The organism is Thermasporomyces composti (genome assembly GCF_003386795.1).
GTDB classification, from domain to species: domain Bacteria; phylum Actinomycetota; class Actinomycetes; order Propionibacteriales; family Actinopolymorphaceae; genus Thermasporomyces; species Thermasporomyces composti.
Map to the genome: position 1 here is coordinate 141,620 of NZ_QTUC01000001.1, position 16,888 is coordinate 158,507.

The window sequence follows — 16,888 nt, forward strand, 5'->3', positions numbered from 1 at the left end:
CCACGCGACCGAGCCGCGGCTTAGCTCACCGATACCTTCGCGAGGTCCGGCTGGTTGCTTGGCACCGGTGCGAAGCCCCGGACGGAGTCGCGCAGCGCGTAGACGGTGACGATCGTCGCGGGGAAGATGCCGACCGCATCCTCCCAGATGATCTTGCACGCCTCCGCGTACAGCGACTCCCGCTCGGCGGGCTCGGACGTGGCGCGAGCGTCGGCGAGCAGCTTGTCGAGCCGGGGGTTCTGGTAACCCATCCGGTTCGCCGACGACGTGTACAACCGGCCGAGGGTGAAGTCAGCATCACCGGTGGTGACGGTGTTCGTCTGAAGCTCCAGGTCCCAGTCGAGCTTGTTGAGCCGCTCCAGCCAGGTGGCCTTCTCGATCTGCTCGGCCCGCACCTTGATGCCGATCTCCTCCCAGCCGGAGATCATCGCTTGGGCCAGCTCGGAGATCAGCGGGCCGCTCGTGGGGAACCACATGAGGGACGTCTCGAACCCGCGTGGCAGGCCAGCGTCGGCCAACAGCTTCCGAGCCTTGTCCGGGTCGTAGGCGTAGGGCTGCTGCGCGGCCGCCCCGAACACCGAGGACGGGATCGGGGCGTCCATCACCGTGGCGGACTCGCCGTAGAGCTCGGCGACGATGCTGGTGAGATCGAGGGCGTGCCACATCGCCCGACGTACCCGCGCGTCGGTGAACGGCTCGCGGCTGCAGTTGAACCACATCAGGAAGTAGACCCAGCTGGGCTCTCGCTCCAGCTTGACGCCGTTCTTGCCCTCGACGTCTTGGACCTGGTCCGGCGGGACCGGCCAGAACACGTCGATGTCGCCCCTGAGGAGCGAGGTGATCGCGGTCGACGTCTCCGGGATGTACGGCAGCTCGACCTTCGGCTGGAGCGCCTTCTCATCCCAGTAGTCGTCCCAGCGCACGAGCTCCAGCTTCGATGAGGGGGTGAAGGACTGGACCCGGAACGGACCGCTGCCCACCGGCTTACGAAAGAACCCGGGTTCCTCGAGACGGTCCTTGGGCGTGATGAAGAGCAGGGTCAAGTTCACCAACAACGTGCCCAGTGGGCCGTCAGTCTTGATGGTGACCGTGGTGTCGTCTGTCGCCTCAGCGGACGTCACCGCCTCCCACAACGGCGACAGGTTGGTCGTCGTCGACGTGGCCCGGTTGATCGTGGCCACCACATCGTGGGCGGTCAGTCTGGTCCCGTCGTGGAACGTGACGTCGTCACGGATCTTGAAGACCCACGTCTCCTCGTCCGGCTGCTCCCACGACGTCGCCAACGCGGGCGTGATCTCGTCGCCCACCCGGCGGACGAGCGTGTCGAAGATCAGCCGGCGAGCCATGAGCGCGGGCTCGTCCACCGTCGTCGTCGCGCTCAGCGGATCGAGGTCGGTGATCGGTTGGGCGAAGCAGGCGCGCAGCGCTTTCTCCGCCTGCTTCGCGTCACCTCCGCTGACTCCGCACGAGGCGAGAAAAGCGCTCGCAGCTCCGATCCCCGCGATGCTCAAGAACTGCCGACGGCTCACCGTCACGTCGTTGATCATGTTCGTCTCCTCACCTTGGCTCGCGGCCAGTCGTGAGTCGCTCTCATTCCTTGAGAGCGAGATAGATGAGCATGGGCACCTGGGTGCCGGCCGCCGCGGGCCCGCGTACCGTCGCGTGGAGCCTCAGCCAGCCGCCGAACTCACGCGTCGTCCACGTCGCGACCCCAGGCGTGACGACGGTGTGGACAGTCTCGTCGATGTCACACCAGTACAAGCCGTCCGGCGACACCTGAACCCGGAAGTCGACGCCCTCGATTCCTTCCGGGAACTCGAGGGTGCGCACGAACCACCGTGCCTCACCCGCCCATGCGACCTCGTACGGCTCGGTGGTGTAGTCAGGACCAGTGACGCCGTCCCGTTCCAGCACTGCCGTCATCGAATTGCGCATGGGCTCACCAATCCGTCGAGATCAGGATCGAGTCGAGGTACAGGAAGTTCCGGACGTTGGTGTGCGTGCGAACGCTGACGTAGAAGTTCAGCAGGTTGTGCAGCGAGCCATAGGACTCCTCGTACACCGGGACGGGAACCTCGGAGAGGTCCATCACCCGATCGTTGACCTGCAGCTCGACGTTCTTGCGGGTCGAGGTGTCGATGACCCACCGCAGGTAGTGCCAGTTGACCTTGGTGGGCACCTCGTTGTAGCAGAGCTCCTGAGGCTCGCCGATCGGATGCCAGTCCTTTGGGTTCGGGGCGGTGAAGTCCGCCAGTCGGGGCAGCTTGATCTTGCCCTGGAGATGCTCCCGAGGCGTCGGCTCGGGAACCGTGGGATAGACCCACTGCCGGACCAGCTTGTTCTCGAGGTTCGTGTTGAGATAGCGCATCACCGTGTGGTAGCGGGTGCCGTCACAGATGTCGGTGGCCACGGTGAACGCGCCGAACTGAGTCTCTGACGGATGGAAGTTGGCATCCCAGCCGCCGCTACCCGCCTGTTCGTAGGCACGGTTCTCCGCTGAGGCCGCCTCCGCCTTGTAGGTGAAGTAGGTCTCGAACTGGACACGACCCCGACCGGCCATCGTGAGCCTGCGGATCGCCACCGCGGTGTGCCCGGCGATTGGCTTGGTGGCGACTTTCAGCGCGTAGGTCCCCGACATCGCGCCGTGCGTCCCGATGTCGAAGAAGTTGCACGCGCTCAGCTGGGGCGGTCGGAAATCGCGCATGTGGTCGTCGACGGTCGCGAGGTCGCCGCGCTCGTCATGGTTGCCGATCAGTTCGGTCCAGCCATGAGTGCCGGTATTGAAGTCGTCGTAGCAGAGAATTCGCGGCAGCGGATTGAAGCGGGAGAGCCGGGCGTCGGCCGATTGGATCGCCCGCCGCACGTCGTCAACCGAGACAGTGATTCCAGGCGCCAAAAGGTCACCCTTTCACGTCGGACGGTGAACGTTCACGCACTGAAGGCGGCTTGAGCTACGTGAACGTTAACGTTGAGGTGGCAGGAAGATTATGAGCGCGTCATAGGCTCGTCAAGGCTGGCCGCGCGCCTCGTCCTGGACCAGCCATTCCCACGGGTGTCCTCGCGGCGCTCTCCGAGACTAATCGATGGCGGAGCGCGGTCACTCCCCGAGACGATCACGTAGTGCCCTATGCTGCCGGCGTGCCACGTCAGGCCAGACTCGTCGTCCTCGTCAACGGCATGCCGGCCACCGCGGCACGTCCACACTCGCGCCGCGACTGGCGGAAGCGCTGGCCCTTCCACTGTTCGGCAAGGACGTCATCAAGGAGGCGCACGCCGGTGTGACGTGTCCGCTCGAGGTCTGGTGCGATGTCTCCCCGGAGCTGTCCTGGAGAGGTACGTCACGCGCTTCCCGAGCCGGTACCCCATCCACGGCGCCCATGATGAGCCGGGACGACGAGTGGGCACGGATGGTCGCCGACGCCGAGCCGCTCGGGCTCGGGCCTGTGTACCGGGTCGACACGAGTGGCCCGGTCGACATCGACGCGATCGTCGCGTGGTGTCACACGACCGCGTCCGCCCTCGCGACGTGACCGAGCGAGCCACCGACCACGGGGCCGCCAAGGGCGATCCGGCCAGACGCTGCGGTGGACGTCAGGCGGTCTCCGCGGAGGACTCGACTTCCTCGCGAGGGTGCCGCGCGTTGGGTCGGCCGCCCAGCCCCATGCTGGCCATGACGCGTCCGACGATCAAGCCCACAAGGGGAAGGCCGACCGCGCCCACGCCGAAGAGCACCCAGTTCCCCATGGCGACCGCGACGCCGGCGACGATGGCGCCGATGATGATGATCGTCACCGCGGTCCACGCGGCGGGGCTGTTGCCGTGGCTCTGCCCGCCATGCAGGTGCGGGTGGTGGTGCTGCTGCGCCATGTCGCTCATCTCCTTCCCGGTCCCGCCCCCATTGTGGCCGGCCGGACCGGGCGCAGTGCGCCGGGGGTGAGGGCTGCGCGGGACGTCCACGCCGGCGGGACGGCTCCGTGACCGGACTCGTCCGGTGAGGGCGCTCAAGCCCCGAGTGTCGGGTCCTCGCCCTTGTCGAGCGCCGTCCATGGGTCGTCGTCGGCGTGACGCCGGGTCGTCGGCGCCTCGTAGCGCAACCCCAGCGCCGGCCACTGCGGACCCCGGGCCGTCGCCCACACGCCCGCCCCGGTGATCAGCACGCCACCAGCGACCGCGAGAAGGGGCCAGCCGGTCGTCGTGATGTCGGAGGCCACGACGCCAAGCGTCGACTCGCCCGCGGCGTGGGTGAGAGCGGAGTCGGCGACCACGTCCCCGAGCCACCAGAAGAAGCCACACGCCACGACCACGCCCAGGCCCGCGAGGGCGAGGAGAGCGCCCACGATCCGGCGACCGGTCCTGCGGGTCGCGACCAGCGCGACCACTCCGGCCAAGGCGACATACCCGCACGCGCGGGCCACCGGTGAGGCGTCGCCCCCGTCGAGGCGCACCCACACACGTGGGTAGTCAGGCGCAGTCCACGCCGCCGTGACCCACGTCTGGCTCACGGCGAGCAGCACCGCCACCGCCCCCACCAGGATCGCCAGGGCCGCGATCGTCATCTCCCTGCGCCCGGTCATGGTTGTGCGAACGTCTCGGCGATCGCGACGGCCCGAAGCGCGGCAGCCGCCTTGTTGCGGGTCTCGGCGTCCTCGGCCGCCGGGTCAGAGTCGGCCACGATTCCACCGCCGGCTTGGACGTACGCCACACCGTCCCGCAGCAGCGCCGTCCGGATCGCGATGGCGGCGTCGACGTCGCCGGCAAAGTCGAAGTACCCGACAATGCCGCCGTAGAGCCCGCGCCGGGTGGGCTCGAGCTCTTCGATGATCTCCATGGCGCGTGGCTTGGGCGCGCCGGAGAGAGTGCCAGCCGGGAAGCAGGCGCAGAGCGCGTCGAACCCCGTTCGCCCCTCCGCGAGTCGGCCCACGACGGTGGACTCCAGGTGCATGACATGGCTGTAGCGCCGCACCGTCATGAAGTCGACCACCTCGACCGTCCCCGGAGCACAGACTCGGCCCAAGTCGTTGCGGCCGAGGTCGACGAGCATGAGGTGCTCGGCGCGCTCCTTCTCGTCGGCCCGCAGCTCCATCTCGAGGGCGTGGTCTTCCTCCGGCGTGGCGCCACGGGGCCGAGTGCCGGCGATGGGGTGCGTCATGACCCGCTCCCCGGTCACCGTGACCAGCGCCTCCGGACTCGACCCCACGACGTCGAAGTCGTCGAACCGCAGGAGGTACATGTACGGCGACGGGTTGGACAGACGCAGGACCCGATAGACGTCGAACGCGCGGGCCGTCGTACGGCGCTCGAACCGCTGGGACACCACGACTTGGAAAGCCTCGCCCGCGCGGATCTGCTCTTTGGCGCGCTCGACGGCCGCCATGTGCTCCTCGGGTGTTCTGCGCCGCTCGTAGGTCACCTCGGCGGTGAGGTCGGCGGTCACCACGAACGACGGCGTGGGCTGGGCGAGCGCCTTGGTCATCGCGTCCAGCCGCTGCACCGCGTCCTCCCACGCCTGGTCGACGCGTTCGTCGGTGTCGTCCCAGTTGACCGCGTTGGCGACGAGGAGCAGGGTGCCGTCCTCGTGGTCGAGCACCGCGAGGTCAGTGACCAGCATGAGGGCCAGCTCGGGCAGCCGGAGGTCGTCCGTCGCGAGCTCGGGAAGCCGTTCGAGCCTGCGGACCGCGTCGTAGCCGATGTAGCCGACCAGACCGCTCGTCAAGGGCGGCAGGCCAGGCATGCGCGGAGTGTAGAGGCGAGCGATCGTGTGACGCACCGCCTCGAGCGGATCACCGCCCTCAGGGAGTCCCACCGGCGGTGCGCCGAGCCAGCGGGCCACGCCGTCGCGCTCGGTGAGGGTGGCGGCGGAGCGCACCCCCACGAAGGAGTAACGGCCCCAGACACCGCCCTGCTCGGCGGACTCCAGCAGGAACGTGCCCGGCTCGTCGCGGGCCAGCTTGGCGTAGACGCCGAGTGGGGTCTCGGCGTCGGCCATCAACCGGCGAGTCACCGGGATGACCCGATGCTTGCGGCCACCCGCTCGTGGTGTGTCCTCACCGGGGACCGGCTGGCCCAAGGCGAGCGCGCGGAACGTCGCGAGATCAGGAGTGGTGGATCCCAACTCGGTCATGCGTTCCCCTCGACGTCGAGCAGGCCCTGGTCGAAGCAGGTCCGTGCGCCGGTGTGACAGGCCGGGCCTTCCTGGTCAACCCGGACGAGCACGGTGTCACCGTCGCAGTCGAGCCGCACCTCTTTGACCCACTGCCGGTGCCCGGATGTCTCGCCTTTGACCCAGTACGTTCGCCGGCTCCGACTCCAGAACGTCGTACGCCCGGTGGTGAGCGTGCGGTGCAACGCCTCGTCGTCCATCCAGCCGACCATGAGGACCTCACCGGTGTCGTACTGCTGGACGACGGCCACGATGAGCCCGTTCGCGTCTCGCTTCAGGCGCGCGGCGATCTCCGGCGCGAGCCCGCTCGGTCTTCCAGGCACGTCCGTCATTCTCGCCCGTCCCCACGACCGCCTGTTTGGTCGGGTGGCCGGTCGATCACCCGGCGGCTCATCGCCGCGGCCTCCACGCTGGCCGGGCGGTGCCGACCGGCGGCGACGGCCAGGTGGCGGCACGCCCGTTCCCACGTCGAGCCCGCGCGTGGCAGGCTGCAGCACCATGGCCACGTCGCTGACCGGTGATACGAACCCTTCCGCCTCGTCGAACCTCTCCTGCTCGTCGAGCCAGTCGACGACCACGTTCTCGACCTCCTTCGAGGCCGGTGATCCTCAACCGCTCGCTACCACCACGCCATCGCCCTCGCCCGCCGGCGGTGTCGAACTGACGGTGACCGTCGGCGGTGGACCCGCCTTTTCCCCCACCGCGAAGACCGGCGTGGGATTCACAGGGAAGCGGGCGCTGCGGTACGAGGGTCGCCATCCGGTCGACGGCACCGCGACCGCCTCCGTCCGGCTGTTCGAGGTCGATCTCCCGGTGCAGCCAGAGACCACGCTGTCCTACCTGATCTTCCCCGAGCTCTCCGACGACCCACGCCAGCCGGCGACGTACATCGCGATCGACCTCGCCTTCGACGACGGCACCCGGCTCAGCGAGCTCGGCGCGCGCGACCACCACGGCGCCCCGGCCACGCCGCGCGGGCAGGGCGAGTCGAAGACGCTCTCCCTCGACCAGTGGAACGCCAAGCGGGTGGCGGTCGGTGACGTGGCCGCCGGCAAGACGATCAGGGCGATTCTGCTCGCCTACGACAACCCCGCCGGTCCCGCGTCGTTCGGCGGCTGGATCGACGACGTCCGCATCGGCCCTCGGCGCCGGCGTTCGACCACCGACCGACCATCGGACTACGTGCTCACGACACGGGGCACCAACGCCAGCGCGGCGTTCTCCCGGGGCAACACGATCCCGGCCACGGCGGTGCCGCACGGCTTCAACTTCTGGGTGCCGGTCACCGACGCCGGCTCCCTCAGCTGGCTGTACGAGTACCACCGCGCCAACACCGACGACAACCGCCCCGCGCTCCAAGCCCTCGCCCTCAGCCACCAGCCCAGCCCGTGGATGGGCGATCGGCAGACCTTCCAGGTGATGCCGTCCGACGACCCTGGCACCCCGAACGGTGACCGGCGCGCTCGGGCCCTCACCTTCAGCCACGACAACGAGGTCGCGCGCCCGCACTACTACTCGGTGACCTTCGACAACGGCATCCGCGCCGAGATCGCGCCGACCGACCACGCGGCCATCCTGCGCTTCACGTTCACCGGTGACGTATCGACGTTGCTCTTCGACAACGTGACCGCCGACGCTCACCTGGAGATCGACGGCGCCGCGGGCGTCATCACCGGCTACACGGACGTACGGAGCCCGCTCTCGACGGGCGCCACCCGCATGTTCCTCTACGCCACCGTGGACCAGCCCGTCTCCTCCTACGGCCGGCCCGTTGGCGTCGGCGAGCGTACCGAGGCCGCCGGCTACGTTCGCTTCGACACGACGGACAACAAGACCGTGACGATGCGCATCGCCACGTCGCTGCTCAGCATCGAGCAGGCGAAGGCCAACCTCACGCTGGAGATCGCGCCGACCGACACGTTCGAGGACGTGCGCGAGCGAGCGCAGCGGCTGTGGGACGACAAGCTCGGCGTCCTCGAGGTGGAGAACGCCACCGAGGACCAGCTCGTGACGCTGTACTCGAACCTCTACCGGCTGTTCCTCTACCCCAACTCCGCGTTCGAGAACGTCGGCACCGTGGAGGAACCCACGTTCGTCCACGCGGTCCAGTCCTCCACCACCACGCCGCCGAGCACCCCGACGCGCACCGGCGCGCCCGTCGCTCCGGGCACGGTCTTCGTCAACAACGGTTTCTGGGACACCTACCGGACCTGCTGGCCGGCCTACGCCCTCCTGTGCCCCACCGCCGCGGGCGAGCTGGTGCGAGGCTTCCTGCGCCAGTACGAGGACGGCGGGTGGGTCGCCCGCTGGTCCTCCCCCGGCTACGCCGACCTCATGGTCGGCACGAGCTCTGACGTCGCGTTCGCCGACGCCGCCTTGCGGGGGGTTCCGGGCTTCGACCCGCACCTGGCGTACGAGGCCGCGCTGAAGAACGCGACCGTGCGACCGCCCAATGACCACGTCGGCCGGAAGGGCTTCGACAGCGCGGTCTTTCTCGGCTACCCGTCGGTGGAGTCCACGGCGGAGGCGATGTCGTGGGCCATGGACAACCACATCAACGACTTCGGGATCGCGATGTTGGCACGCGCCTTGGCGGAGCGAGCCACCGAACCGCTCCGGAGCCGGTACCTCGACGAGTCCGTCTACTTCCTGCACCGCTCGCTCAACTACGTCCATCTGTTCGACCCTGCCGTCGGCTTCTTCCAAGGCAGGTACGCCGACGGTCGCCGACGGCTGCCACCGGAGGAGTTCGACCCGCGCATCTGGGGGTTCGACTACACCGAGACGAACGCCTGGAACATGGCGTTCCACGTCCCCCATGACGGCGCTGGTCTGGCCTGGCTCTATGGCGGCCCCGAACGACTGGAGGCGAAGCTGGACGAGTTCTTCGCGACGCCGGAGACCGGCGACGCCGCCGTCAAGGGCTCCTATCGCACGGTCATCCACGAGATGGTCGAGGCCCGGGATGTCCGGATGGGCATGTACGGCCACAGCAACCAGCCGGCCCACCACATCGCCTACATGTACGCCTACACGCCTGCCCCGTGGAAGACGCAGGAGAAGGTCCGGGAGGTGCTGGCCCGGCTCTACCTGGGCAGCGAGATCGGGCAGGGCTATCCCGGTGACGAGGACAACGGCGAGATGTCGGCGTGGTGGATCTTCAGCGCGCTGGGGCTGTACCCGCTGCAGGTCGGGCGACCCATCTACGTCATCGGGTCACCGCTGTTCACCAAGGCGGTCGTGCACTTGGAGAACGGCAACGACCTCGTCATCTCCGCGCCGAACAACAGTCCGGAGAACGTCTACGTGCAAAGCGTCCGCCTCAACGGCAAGCCGTACGAGCGGACCTGGATCGAGCATGACGTGGTGGCGGCCGGTGCGGTGCTGGAGTTCACCATGGGACCGCGACCGTCTCGCTGGGGAACCGGTCCGGACAGCGCCCCGCCCTCGATCACCACCGACGGCGGTCCCCCTCGTCCCTTGGTGGACGTCACCGGCCCTGGCATCGGCCAAGCGACGGCGAGCGACGAGGTGGACGTGGCCGCGCTGTTCGACAACTCGTCCTCGACCGCAACCCGCCTCAACCCTGCCGGCTTCGTGGAGTACCGGCTTCCTGAGCCGCGGTGCGTCGAGTTCTACACCCTGACTTCAGGGGAGCCGGACAAAGACCCCTCCGCGTGGGTGCTCAAAGGCTCTCTCGATGGCGAGCGCTGGGAGGTGATCGACGAGCGTCACGGCGAGCGCTTCCCGTGGCGGTGCCAGGTTCGGCCGTTCCGGGTGCGCCGTCCCGGGGCCTACCTGAGGTATCGCTTCGAATGGGCCGACGAGGAGCCGGTGTGGCTCGCCGAGATCGAGCTGTTGACGCGACAGGAGTGAGCCGGACGCCGGCTCGCCGGCCAGGCGTTCCCGCCGTCAGTCGAGCGTGATGAGCGTTCCGCAGTTCTCACACCGGGTGGGCGGCTCGTTCTCGGCCAGCCGGCCGCACTCGGGACACACGCGTGGAAGCCAGCAGACTGGTTCTCCGCCGAGCTGGTCGACCTCCTCGCGGCGTCGCTGCGGGCGGCGGTCGCTGGACGGTGGCCGTTCGCCCATGGTGGCTCCTCCTCGGCGTTCTCGCGGCTTGTCTTCCCCAGTGTCCGTCGGCGGTGCCCCGAAGCGAAGGGACCTTCCGCCTACGATCGGAGCATGACCGAGCACGCACGCGCCGAACGTCACGCCCTGGCCGACCTGCTCATGGCTGTCGGCCCCGACGCCCCGACGTTGTGCGCGGGCTGGACGACGGCTCACCTCGCCGCGCACCTCGTGGTCCGCGAGAGCGATGTGCTCGCCGCCGCCGGCATCGTGCTCGGCCCGCTGGCCCCCCGCACCAAGGCGGCCATGGACGACCTCGTGCGACGAACGGACTACGCGACGCTCGTGGAGCGGGTTCGTAGCGGCCCGCCACGGTGGTCTCCGGCGCGGGTCGGCGCTGTGGACCGAGAGCTCAACACGACCGAGTTCTTCGTCCATCACGAGGACGTACGGCGCGCTCAGCCGACGTGGCAGCCGCGCGAGCTCCCCGACGACCTGGAGGAGTTCCTCTGGCGGCGCCTCACCCGCGCGGGCCGATTCTTGTTCCGACGAGCCGCCGTGGGCGTCCTCCTCGTCCGACCGGACGGCCCAACGGTGCGTGTCCGAGGCGGCGAGCCGACGGCGGTGCTCGAGGGCAAGCCGAGTGAGCTGACGCTCTACGCCTTCGGCCGGACGTCGGTCGCGGACGTCGCGTTGCGCGGTCCTTCGGAGGCCATCGAGGCCCTCGCCCACGCGCCGCTCGGCGTGTAGCGGCAGCGCACCACGCTCCGACCGGTCCCGTCGTGTGCACGAGGTCAACCCGACTTGACGGGCGGTGCCTGTCCGCCGCTGGACATCGGCGAGAGTCGCACCCCGTGTTACCCTTCGCCCAGGGCGCCGCGCCTCGCGCGGTCGCCCACACGGCGCGAGGCGCCGACACTCAACCACACAGTGTGCAGACGACAGGGGAGCGCGTAGGCGCTGAGAGTGCGGGACCACCGTTGTGGCGACCCGCAGACCCTATGAACCTGATCTGGGTAATGCCAGCGCAGGGAGTCGGGCTGTCAGGCACGGCGACGTGCCACACACCCTCCCTCACCAGCAGGGGGCGGGTGTGGCGGCGATGTCGCCGAATCTCGTCACCTTCGCTCTCCCCGCCGTCCTGCACGCAGCAGGGAGGGCAATCGGATGAGTCCGCAGAGCACGGCGGGGACACGGAGTGGCGGGTCGGCCACTCCTACCCGCTGGCGTACCGTCGACATCATCGTCGCGGCCGTGATCGGGGTCGCGTTCGGCGTCGTCTTCGCCGGTTGGAACGCGTTGTGGGCGGCGACCAGCCCTGTGTTCACCGGGTTCCCACCAGCGCAAGCGTTCCTGTACGGCATGTGGCTGGTACCGGGCGTCCTGGGCGGTCTCGTCGTCCGTAAGCCTGGTGCCGCGGTCTTCACCGAGCTCGTCGCCGCCTCCGTCTCGGTGTTCTTCGGCGCGCCGGCGCCCACAATGATCATCCTGTACGGCCTGCTCCAAGGCCTCGGCGCCGAAGTGGTCTACGCGACCTTCCGGTATCGCTCGTGGCGTCCCACCGTCGCCCTCCTGGCGGGCGTCGGTGCGGGGCTCGTCCCGGCGATCCTCGACAACGTCCTCTACAACGCCGGGTGGGCACCGAGCTGGATGCTCGTCTACGGCGTCCTCGTGGTGCTCAGCAGCCTGGCGCTCGCGGGTGGCGGAAGCCTCCTCCTGGTCCGAGCGCTGGCTCGCACCGGCGTGCTGGCGCCCTTCGCCTCTGGCCGTGAGCAGTCGGCGACATGAGGTACGGGCTGAGCCAGAAGCTCGTTCGAGACCCAGGCACACGCGAGGACTGTGGGCCGCGTCGGGATCATCATGGTGCGGCACGCCGCACGCCGGCCCGGATCGCGGCTCGAGGATGGGGCTACCGACACGCCGGGCGTACCACGTGGGCGATCCGCAATCTCGACCTGTCGGTGGATCCCGGCGAGCGTGTGCTGCTCGCCGGGCCCTCCGGCGCGGGCAAGAGCACCTTGCTCGCTGGCCTGGCTGGGCTGCTCGACACCGACCAGGCGGGTGAGACGGAGGGAACGCTCCTGGTCGACGACGCGCCCCCGGTGCACGTGCGTGACCGGATCGGCATGGTTTTCCAAGACCCGGAGACGCAGTTGGTCATGGCGCGAGCCGGTGACGACGTGGCCTTCGGGCTGGAGAACCACGCCGTGCCCACCGAAGAGATCTGGCCGCGGGTGGACGCCGCCCTCGCTCGCGTGGGATTCCCCTACGACCGCGATCACCCCACTGGCCGGCTCTCCGGCGGCGAGAAGCAGCGGCTGGTCCTCGCCGGCATCATCGCCTTGCAGCCTTCGCTTCTGCTGCTGGACGAGCCCACCGCGAACCTCGACCCGGAGGGCGCCACCCTCGTGCGGTCGACCATCGCCCGGCTGGTGGACGACCGGCGAACGACTCTCGTCGTCGTCGACCACCGTGTCGAGGACTGGCTCGATCTGGTCGACCGGGTGATCGTCCTGGATCGGCAAGGAGAGCTGCTGGCGGACGGCCCGGCGACGACCGTCTTCACCCGCGAGGCCGACCGCCTGGCCGCCGCCGGTGTGTGGACGCCGAGTCCACGACCCGTCGACCGCCGTCGGCCTCGGGCGATCGACGGCGAGGAGTTGCTCGTCGGTGACCGGCTCTCCTACACCTACCCCGGCGCCGCACGGGAGGCGGTCAGCGAGGCATCCGTGTGCCTCCGCGCGGGTGAGATCGTGGCCGTGACGGGACCCAACGGGTCGGGCAAGTCCACGCTCGCCATGCTGCTTGCCGGTTTGCTCGCGCCCACCGCGGGGGAGGCCCGGGCCGGAGCCGGCCTCCACGACCGTGTGCGGTCACTGACGAACGGTCGCGCGACGATTGATCGTCGCATCCTGGGGCGGCCGCTGCATCGATGGCGGGCACGCGACCTCGTGTGTGCCGTCGGCACGGTCTTCCAGAATCCCGAGCACCAGTTCCTCACCGGGACCGTCCGCGCCGAGCTCGCCTTGGGGCCTCGGGCTGCCGGTCGGTCCGCGAGCGAGACCCGCGGCATCGTGGACACTCTGCTCGAGCGCTTGCAGCTCGTCCACGTCGCCGACGCGAATCCCTTCACCCTGTCAGGTGGGGAGAAGCGGCGGCTGTCGGTGGCGACCGCGCTCGCCAGCATGCCGACCGTGCTGGTGCTGGATGAGCCGACGTTCGGGCAGGACCGGCGAACCTGGTCGGAGATGGTGGACTTGCTCGGCGAGCTCCGCGACACCGGTCACGCTCTGTGCTGCGTGAGCCATGACGTCGAGTTCGTCACCGCCGTGGCCGACCGTGAGATCGCGGTCAGGACTGGATCGGTGATGTCAGCGGCGGGCTGACGGTGGTGTCATGAGTGTGTTGACAGAGCCCATCGTGGCGGATCCGAACGCGCCGATCACCCGGTTGAACCCCGTCGCCAAGCTCGCCGCGGCGTTGGTGATCGCCGTCGGTCTGCTCCCCACCGGGGATCCGCTGACCCCGGCGCTGGTACTGACCGTCGAGCTTCTCGCCATCGCGGTCGCGGGCGTGCGGTGGCGGGTCTTCCTTCGTCGGCTCTGGCTGCTGTTCGTCACGATGGCGGGTCTGTGTGTCTCGACCCTGATGTTCACCGACGAGCGCGGAGGTACCGTGCTGGTCGACGCCGGGCCCTTGCTGGTGACGAGCGACAGCGTGCTCACGGCGACGGCGATGGGCCTGCGTGTGATCGCGATCGCCCTGCCGGGGGTCTTGGTCTTCGCCTCCACCGATCCGACGGAGTTCGCTGACGCGCTGGTCCAGCACCTGCGGACCCCACCCCGGTTCACCTTCGGCGCTCTCGCGGCGTTCCGGCTCCTGCCCGTGCTCGGCGACGAGTGGCGCATGATCATGCTGGCCCGACGTGCTCGCGGCGTCGACCCTGGTCGCTCCCCGTGGGGACGGGTCCGCCTGTTCGGGTCGGCGGTGTTCGCGCTGCTGGTGGGCGCGATCCGCCGCGGCGTACGGCTGGCCACCGCCATGGACTCACGCGGCTTCACTCTTCGGCGTGACCGCACGGTGGCCAGGCCACGGGACTTCCGGGCCGTCGACGTCGCGCTGATCGCCGCCAGCTGTGTCGTCGTGGTCGGTGCGACCGCCGTGAGCGTCTGGCTGGGGACGTGGCGGTTCGTGTTCTTCTAGTCGGCCGTACCGACCACGAGCACCTTCTGTGCTGGCTCGGGGCACACGATGACGACTAGGCACGTTCGAAGGTGCCGGCGCGAACTCCTCGGACGAAGGAGGACCACGCGCCGACGGAGAACGTCAGGACAGGTCCGTGACGATCCGCGGAATCGCGCACCGCGATTCGCTCGTCGAAGACGCCGACCTCCACACAGCTGGAGCCATTGGCGCAGTAGCTGCTCGTGCGCCAGGTGAGGCGGGATGAATCAACGGTGGGCTCTCGCATCTGTTCTCCTCGCCCCCATCAGCTGACGATCACCTCAGCTGTTCATGACTTTCTCGGCCGCCTGCGCGAGGTACTCGAGTGAACTCGCTGGACTGAGTGCCATGGCACGCAAGTGGTCGAACGCCAAGCTGTACCGGTAGATCTCCACATGACTTTCGACATACCGGTTTGCCGTCATCGTCTCGACGTAAACCACATCCGGCTCGTGCGGACTCGGAAACTCCAAGATGTGGAAGGCCCCCGTGGTCCCCGGATGAGCGCCGGCGGAAACCGGAAGGATTTGCAGCGTGACGTTGTCGAGACTGGCGAGCTCCCGAAGCTTCTCGTACTGCTCGGCCATGATCTTCGGCGATCCGACCATCCACATGAGCGCTGGCTCGGCGATCACCGTCCAAAACCGCAGCGGTTTGTCCTCGCGCGTCAGTACCTGCTGCCGAGTCATGCGGACCTCCACCCGACGCTCGATCTCCGCGGGCGAGGACAGGCCCATGACGCCGGCGCGAATCACCTCGCGCGCGTAGCTCTCGGTCTGCATCAGGCCATGGATGACGTGCGCGTCGTAGCAGCGCATGCCCGCGAGCTGGGCTTCCACCTCGATGTAGTCGATGTAGTCGCTTGGAACGAATTCCGCGTAGGCGTCCCACCATCCCTTCGTCCGCGCGGTCCGGGACTTGCTCAGCAGGGCGGTGCGACGTTCACCCGTCACCTCGTACAGGTCCAGCAGACGGCTGAGGTCCTTCGCGCTGATTCCGACGACCGCCGTCTCGATACGACTGATCTTGGCCACTGACCAGCCGAGCCGCTGCGCGACGTCCTCGAGCGTCAGCCGCGCCCGTTCTCGAAGCAGCCGAAGCTCCGCGGCCAGGCGGCGTCGTTGGATCGTCGGAGGTTTCGGATTCGGTCTCGACATCGTCTCTTCCAGTCAGTCAGGGACGGCCCTCGGCGGTTCGGCCATCGGCGACTGTGACCACCGGTAACAGGATCGTCACGTTGGGTACTGAACGACACAAGTGCAAATTTACGCATACATGTTGTGCTGTGGGGTACTGGAGTTTACGGTCGGTATCAGCGCAGTGCCACAGCGCAAACACCTCGGCGAGGAGGTCCGTGCGATGGCATCGACGTCACCAAGCTTCGCGTGGCAGACCGGTCGAAAGCCAGCGTCCGAAGCTGACGTCTGGTTCCTTGTCACCAATTACGGCCAGGCGGACCGCCCGGAGGATGAGCTCGACCGTCGAGCCCGAGACTTGGCCGCGATCCATCGGCCCGACCGCGAGGCGGTGCACTGGCGTCGACGCTGGGGCGTCCTCCCCTGGCCGGAGCTCCACCAGCCGCTGTGCGTCTTCTGCAAGCGAAAGTGGCTATGCCCACCCGCAGCCTGGGCCCACGCCCGGCTCTCCACGCTCGGAAGTTTCCGTCGCGAGCACCTATGCGAGGAGCGACCTTGACGCCTACGACGTCGCGAGACGGCGGCCGGGCGGTCACCGCTCCCGGCACGCGCACCCCCGTCGTTCTCAAGCTGGGACCCGGTGATCCAGAACCCACCGGCCATGCCGACTACGACGAGGTCATCGCAACCGTCCCCGTCCGCGAGATTCCCTACAGCTGGGTGCGACTCGTTCGTCCCGGCGGCACGCTGCACGTGTCGTGGCTCAATCCGTTCTCGGGACCGGCCACGGCTCGTCTCACCGTCGTCCCCGAAGGCCGCGCCTCCGGTCACTTCGTCGAGATGGCCGACCACCCGCCTGCCGAGGAGGTCCCCTCGGTCGTGCGGCAGGCGGAGCTGTCAGTCCCCTGGTATCGCACCACGACCAGCCTCGATCCCGAGGTGATCTGGTCCGACCCTGCCGCGCTGTTCGCTCTCGGTATCCGACTCCCCCGCTTGCGTTGCGCACAGACCAGCGTGGGACGCGGGCAGGTGCGGCGGTGGGTCCACGACACGACCTCGGCGGCCTGCGCCGTCGTCACGCCATCGGGGGCGATCACGGTCGAGCAGCACGGTCCGCAGCTGCTCTGGCGGGAGGTCGAGGCCGCCTATCAGTGGTGGGAGGAGCAAGGCCGCCCGGAGTTCCACCGGTTCGGCTTGAGCGTCACGTCCTTCGGGCAATTCGCTTGGCTGGACGACCGTTGCTCAGGACGAATCTGGCGGGTGTGAATCGGGCGGACGCGGCATTCCGCCTTTCCCG

The 16,888-nt window shown here is 68.7% G+C and carries 17 protein-coding genes and 1 riboswitch; of the genes, 7 read left to right on the plus strand and 10 right to left on the minus strand.

The window, feature by feature from the left end:
- Positions 1-20: 20 nt before the first annotated feature.
- From DFJ64_RS00610 to DFJ64_RS00620, 3 genes are read right to left on the minus strand one after another with little or no spacing between them, the layout of a single operon-like run.
- Positions 21-1,547 (minus strand): ABC transporter substrate-binding protein, encoded by a 1,527-nt coding sequence (locus tag DFJ64_RS00610; protein WP_115848666.1) that lies wholly within the window; start codon positions 1,545-1,547, stop codon positions 21-23.
- A gap of 43 nt (positions 1,548-1,590) precedes the next feature.
- Positions 1,591-1,935, minus strand: coding sequence for a hypothetical protein (locus DFJ64_RS00615; protein ID WP_115848667.1), 345 nt, complete (start codon positions 1,933-1,935; stop codon positions 1,591-1,593).
- A 4-nt stretch (positions 1,936-1,939) separates the two neighbouring features.
- A complete protein-coding gene (locus DFJ64_RS00620) occupies positions 1,940-2,863 on the minus strand; it encodes a DUF6772 family protein (protein ID WP_115848668.1) in 924 nt (307 codons plus the stop codon).
- Between the two features lie 517 nt (positions 2,864-3,380).
- Here DFJ64_RS00620 and DFJ64_RS19305 point away from each other — a divergent pair.
- Entirely contained in the window at positions 3,381-3,530 is a 150-nt protein-coding gene (locus DFJ64_RS19305; RefSeq protein ID WP_170152454.1) for a hypothetical protein, read from the plus strand.
- Between the two features lie 61 nt (positions 3,531-3,591).
- On the opposite strand, the gene DFJ64_RS00625 is transcribed toward DFJ64_RS19305, so the two are convergent.
- The 4 genes from DFJ64_RS00625 to hisI all read right to left on the minus strand — a co-directional run bounded on the left by DFJ64_RS00625 (position 3,592) and on the right by hisI (position 6,483).
- Positions 3,592-3,867: an HGxxPAAW family protein gene (locus tag DFJ64_RS00625; RefSeq protein ID WP_115851701.1), complete on the minus strand. Its 276-nt coding sequence runs from the start codon at positions 3,865-3,867 to the stop codon at positions 3,592-3,594.
- 134 nt (positions 3,868-4,001) lie between these two features.
- Positions 4,002-4,574: a Trp biosynthesis-associated membrane protein gene (locus DFJ64_RS00630; RefSeq protein WP_115848669.1), complete on the minus strand. Its 573-nt coding sequence runs from the start codon at positions 4,572-4,574 to the stop codon at positions 4,002-4,004.
- Positions 4,571-6,121, minus strand: coding sequence for an anthranilate synthase component I (locus DFJ64_RS00635; RefSeq protein WP_115848670.1), 1,551 nt, complete (start codon positions 6,119-6,121; stop codon positions 4,571-4,573). The genes DFJ64_RS00630 and DFJ64_RS00635 overlap by 4 nt, the downstream gene beginning before the upstream one ends.
- Positions 6,118-6,483: a phosphoribosyl-AMP cyclohydrolase gene (hisI, locus tag DFJ64_RS00640; RefSeq protein ID WP_245940868.1), complete on the minus strand. Its 366-nt coding sequence runs from the start codon at positions 6,481-6,483 to the stop codon at positions 6,118-6,120. Before hisI ends, DFJ64_RS00635 begins: the two co-directional genes overlap by 4 nt.
- Positions 6,484-6,874: 391 nt before the next feature.
- On the opposite strand from hisI, the gene DFJ64_RS00645 reads away from it, so the two are divergent.
- On the plus strand, positions 6,875-10,036 hold the full coding sequence (locus DFJ64_RS00645) for a GH92 family glycosyl hydrolase (RefSeq protein ID WP_245940869.1): 3,162 nt from the start codon (positions 6,875-6,877) through the stop codon (positions 10,034-10,036).
- A 36-nt stretch (positions 10,037-10,072) separates the two neighbouring features.
- On the opposite strand, the gene DFJ64_RS00650 is transcribed toward DFJ64_RS00645, so the two are convergent.
- On the minus strand, positions 10,073-10,252 hold the full coding sequence (locus DFJ64_RS00650; RefSeq protein WP_115848671.1) for a hypothetical protein: 180 nt from the start codon (positions 10,250-10,252) through the stop codon (positions 10,073-10,075).
- A gap of 93 nt (positions 10,253-10,345) precedes the next feature.
- On the opposite strand from DFJ64_RS00650, the gene DFJ64_RS00655 reads away from it, so the two are divergent.
- The 4 genes from DFJ64_RS00655 (at position 10,346) to DFJ64_RS00670 (ending at position 14,434) form a co-directional block, all read left to right on the plus strand.
- Positions 10,346-10,981, plus strand: coding sequence for a TIGR03085 family metal-binding protein (locus DFJ64_RS00655; protein WP_115848672.1), 636 nt, complete (start codon positions 10,346-10,348; stop codon positions 10,979-10,981).
- 183 nt (positions 10,982-11,164) lie between these two features.
- A riboswitch (TPP riboswitch) is annotated at positions 11,165-11,282 on the plus strand.
- A 116-nt stretch (positions 11,283-11,398) separates the two neighbouring features.
- Complete coding sequence (locus DFJ64_RS00660; RefSeq protein ID WP_115848673.1) at positions 11,399-12,019, plus strand: ECF transporter S component; 621 nt, start codon at positions 11,399-11,401, stop codon at positions 12,017-12,019.
- Positions 12,016-13,617 carry an ABC transporter ATP-binding protein gene (locus DFJ64_RS00665; protein ID WP_115848674.1) on the plus strand — a complete coding sequence of 534 codons (1,602 nt, stop codon included), beginning with the start codon at positions 12,016-12,018 and terminating at the stop codon, positions 13,615-13,617. The genes DFJ64_RS00660 and DFJ64_RS00665 overlap by 4 nt, the downstream gene beginning before the upstream one ends.
- Positions 13,618-13,627: 10 nt before the next feature.
- Positions 13,628-14,434 (plus strand): energy-coupling factor transporter transmembrane component T family protein, encoded by an 807-nt coding sequence (locus tag DFJ64_RS00670; protein WP_115848675.1) that lies wholly within the window; start codon positions 13,628-13,630, stop codon positions 14,432-14,434.
- Between the two features lie 55 nt (positions 14,435-14,489).
- Here the strand turns inward: DFJ64_RS00670 and DFJ64_RS00675 are convergent, their stop codons facing one another.
- Together DFJ64_RS00675 and DFJ64_RS00680 are read right to left on the minus strand one after the other, a co-directional pair.
- Positions 14,490-14,702: a DUF397 domain-containing protein gene (locus DFJ64_RS00675; protein WP_115848676.1), complete on the minus strand. Its 213-nt coding sequence runs from the start codon at positions 14,700-14,702 to the stop codon at positions 14,490-14,492.
- Between the two features lie 34 nt (positions 14,703-14,736).
- The gene (locus DFJ64_RS00680; protein ID WP_115848677.1) at positions 14,737-15,612 is read right to left on the minus strand and encodes a helix-turn-helix domain-containing protein; all 876 of its coding nucleotides are present in this window, start codon (positions 15,610-15,612) and stop codon (positions 14,737-14,739) included.
- Between the two features lie 534 nt (positions 15,613-16,146).
- On the opposite strand from DFJ64_RS00680, the gene DFJ64_RS00690 reads away from it, so the two are divergent.
- Entirely contained in the window at positions 16,147-16,857 is a 711-nt protein-coding gene (locus tag DFJ64_RS00690) for a hypothetical protein (protein ID WP_115848679.1), read from the plus strand.
- The last annotated feature ends 31 nt before the right edge of the window (positions 16,858-16,888 follow it).

Coding starts and splice junctions, on each gene's coding strand:
- DFJ64_RS00610 (WP_115848666.1), bottom strand. CDS start 1,547: ATGATCAACGACGTGACGGTGAGCCGTCGGCAGTTCTTGAGCATCGCG.
- DFJ64_RS00615 (WP_115848667.1), bottom strand. CDS start 1,935: ATGCGCAATTCGATGACGGCAGTGCTGGAACGGGACGGCGTCACTGGT.
- DFJ64_RS19305 (WP_170152454.1), top strand. CDS start 3,381: ATGAGCCGGGACGACGAGTGGGCACGGATGGTCGCCGACGCCGAGCCG.
- DFJ64_RS00625 (WP_115851701.1), bottom strand. CDS start 3,867: ATGGCGCAGCAGCACCACCACCCGCACCTGCATGGCGGGCAGAGCCAC.
- DFJ64_RS00630 (WP_115848669.1), bottom strand. CDS start 4,574: ATGACCGGGCGCAGGGAGATGACGATCGCGGCCCTGGCGATCCTGGTG.
- DFJ64_RS00635 (WP_115848670.1), bottom strand. CDS start 6,121: ATGACCGAGTTGGGATCCACCACTCCTGATCTCGCGACGTTCCGCGCG.
- DFJ64_RS00650 (WP_115848671.1), bottom strand. CDS start 10,252: ATGGGCGAACGGCCACCGTCCAGCGACCGCCGCCCGCAGCGACGCCGC.
- DFJ64_RS00655 (WP_115848672.1), top strand. CDS start 10,346: ATGACCGAGCACGCACGCGCCGAACGTCACGCCCTGGCCGACCTGCTC.
- DFJ64_RS00660 (WP_115848673.1), top strand. CDS start 11,399: ATGAGTCCGCAGAGCACGGCGGGGACACGGAGTGGCGGGTCGGCCACT.
- DFJ64_RS00665 (WP_115848674.1), top strand. CDS start 12,016: ATGAGGTACGGGCTGAGCCAGAAGCTCGTTCGAGACCCAGGCACACGC.
- DFJ64_RS00670 (WP_115848675.1), top strand. CDS start 13,628: ATGAGTGTGTTGACAGAGCCCATCGTGGCGGATCCGAACGCGCCGATC.
- DFJ64_RS00675 (WP_115848676.1), bottom strand. CDS start 14,702: ATGCGAGAGCCCACCGTTGATTCATCCCGCCTCACCTGGCGCACGAGC.
- DFJ64_RS00680 (WP_115848677.1), bottom strand. CDS start 15,612: ATGTCGAGACCGAATCCGAAACCTCCGACGATCCAACGACGCCGCCTG.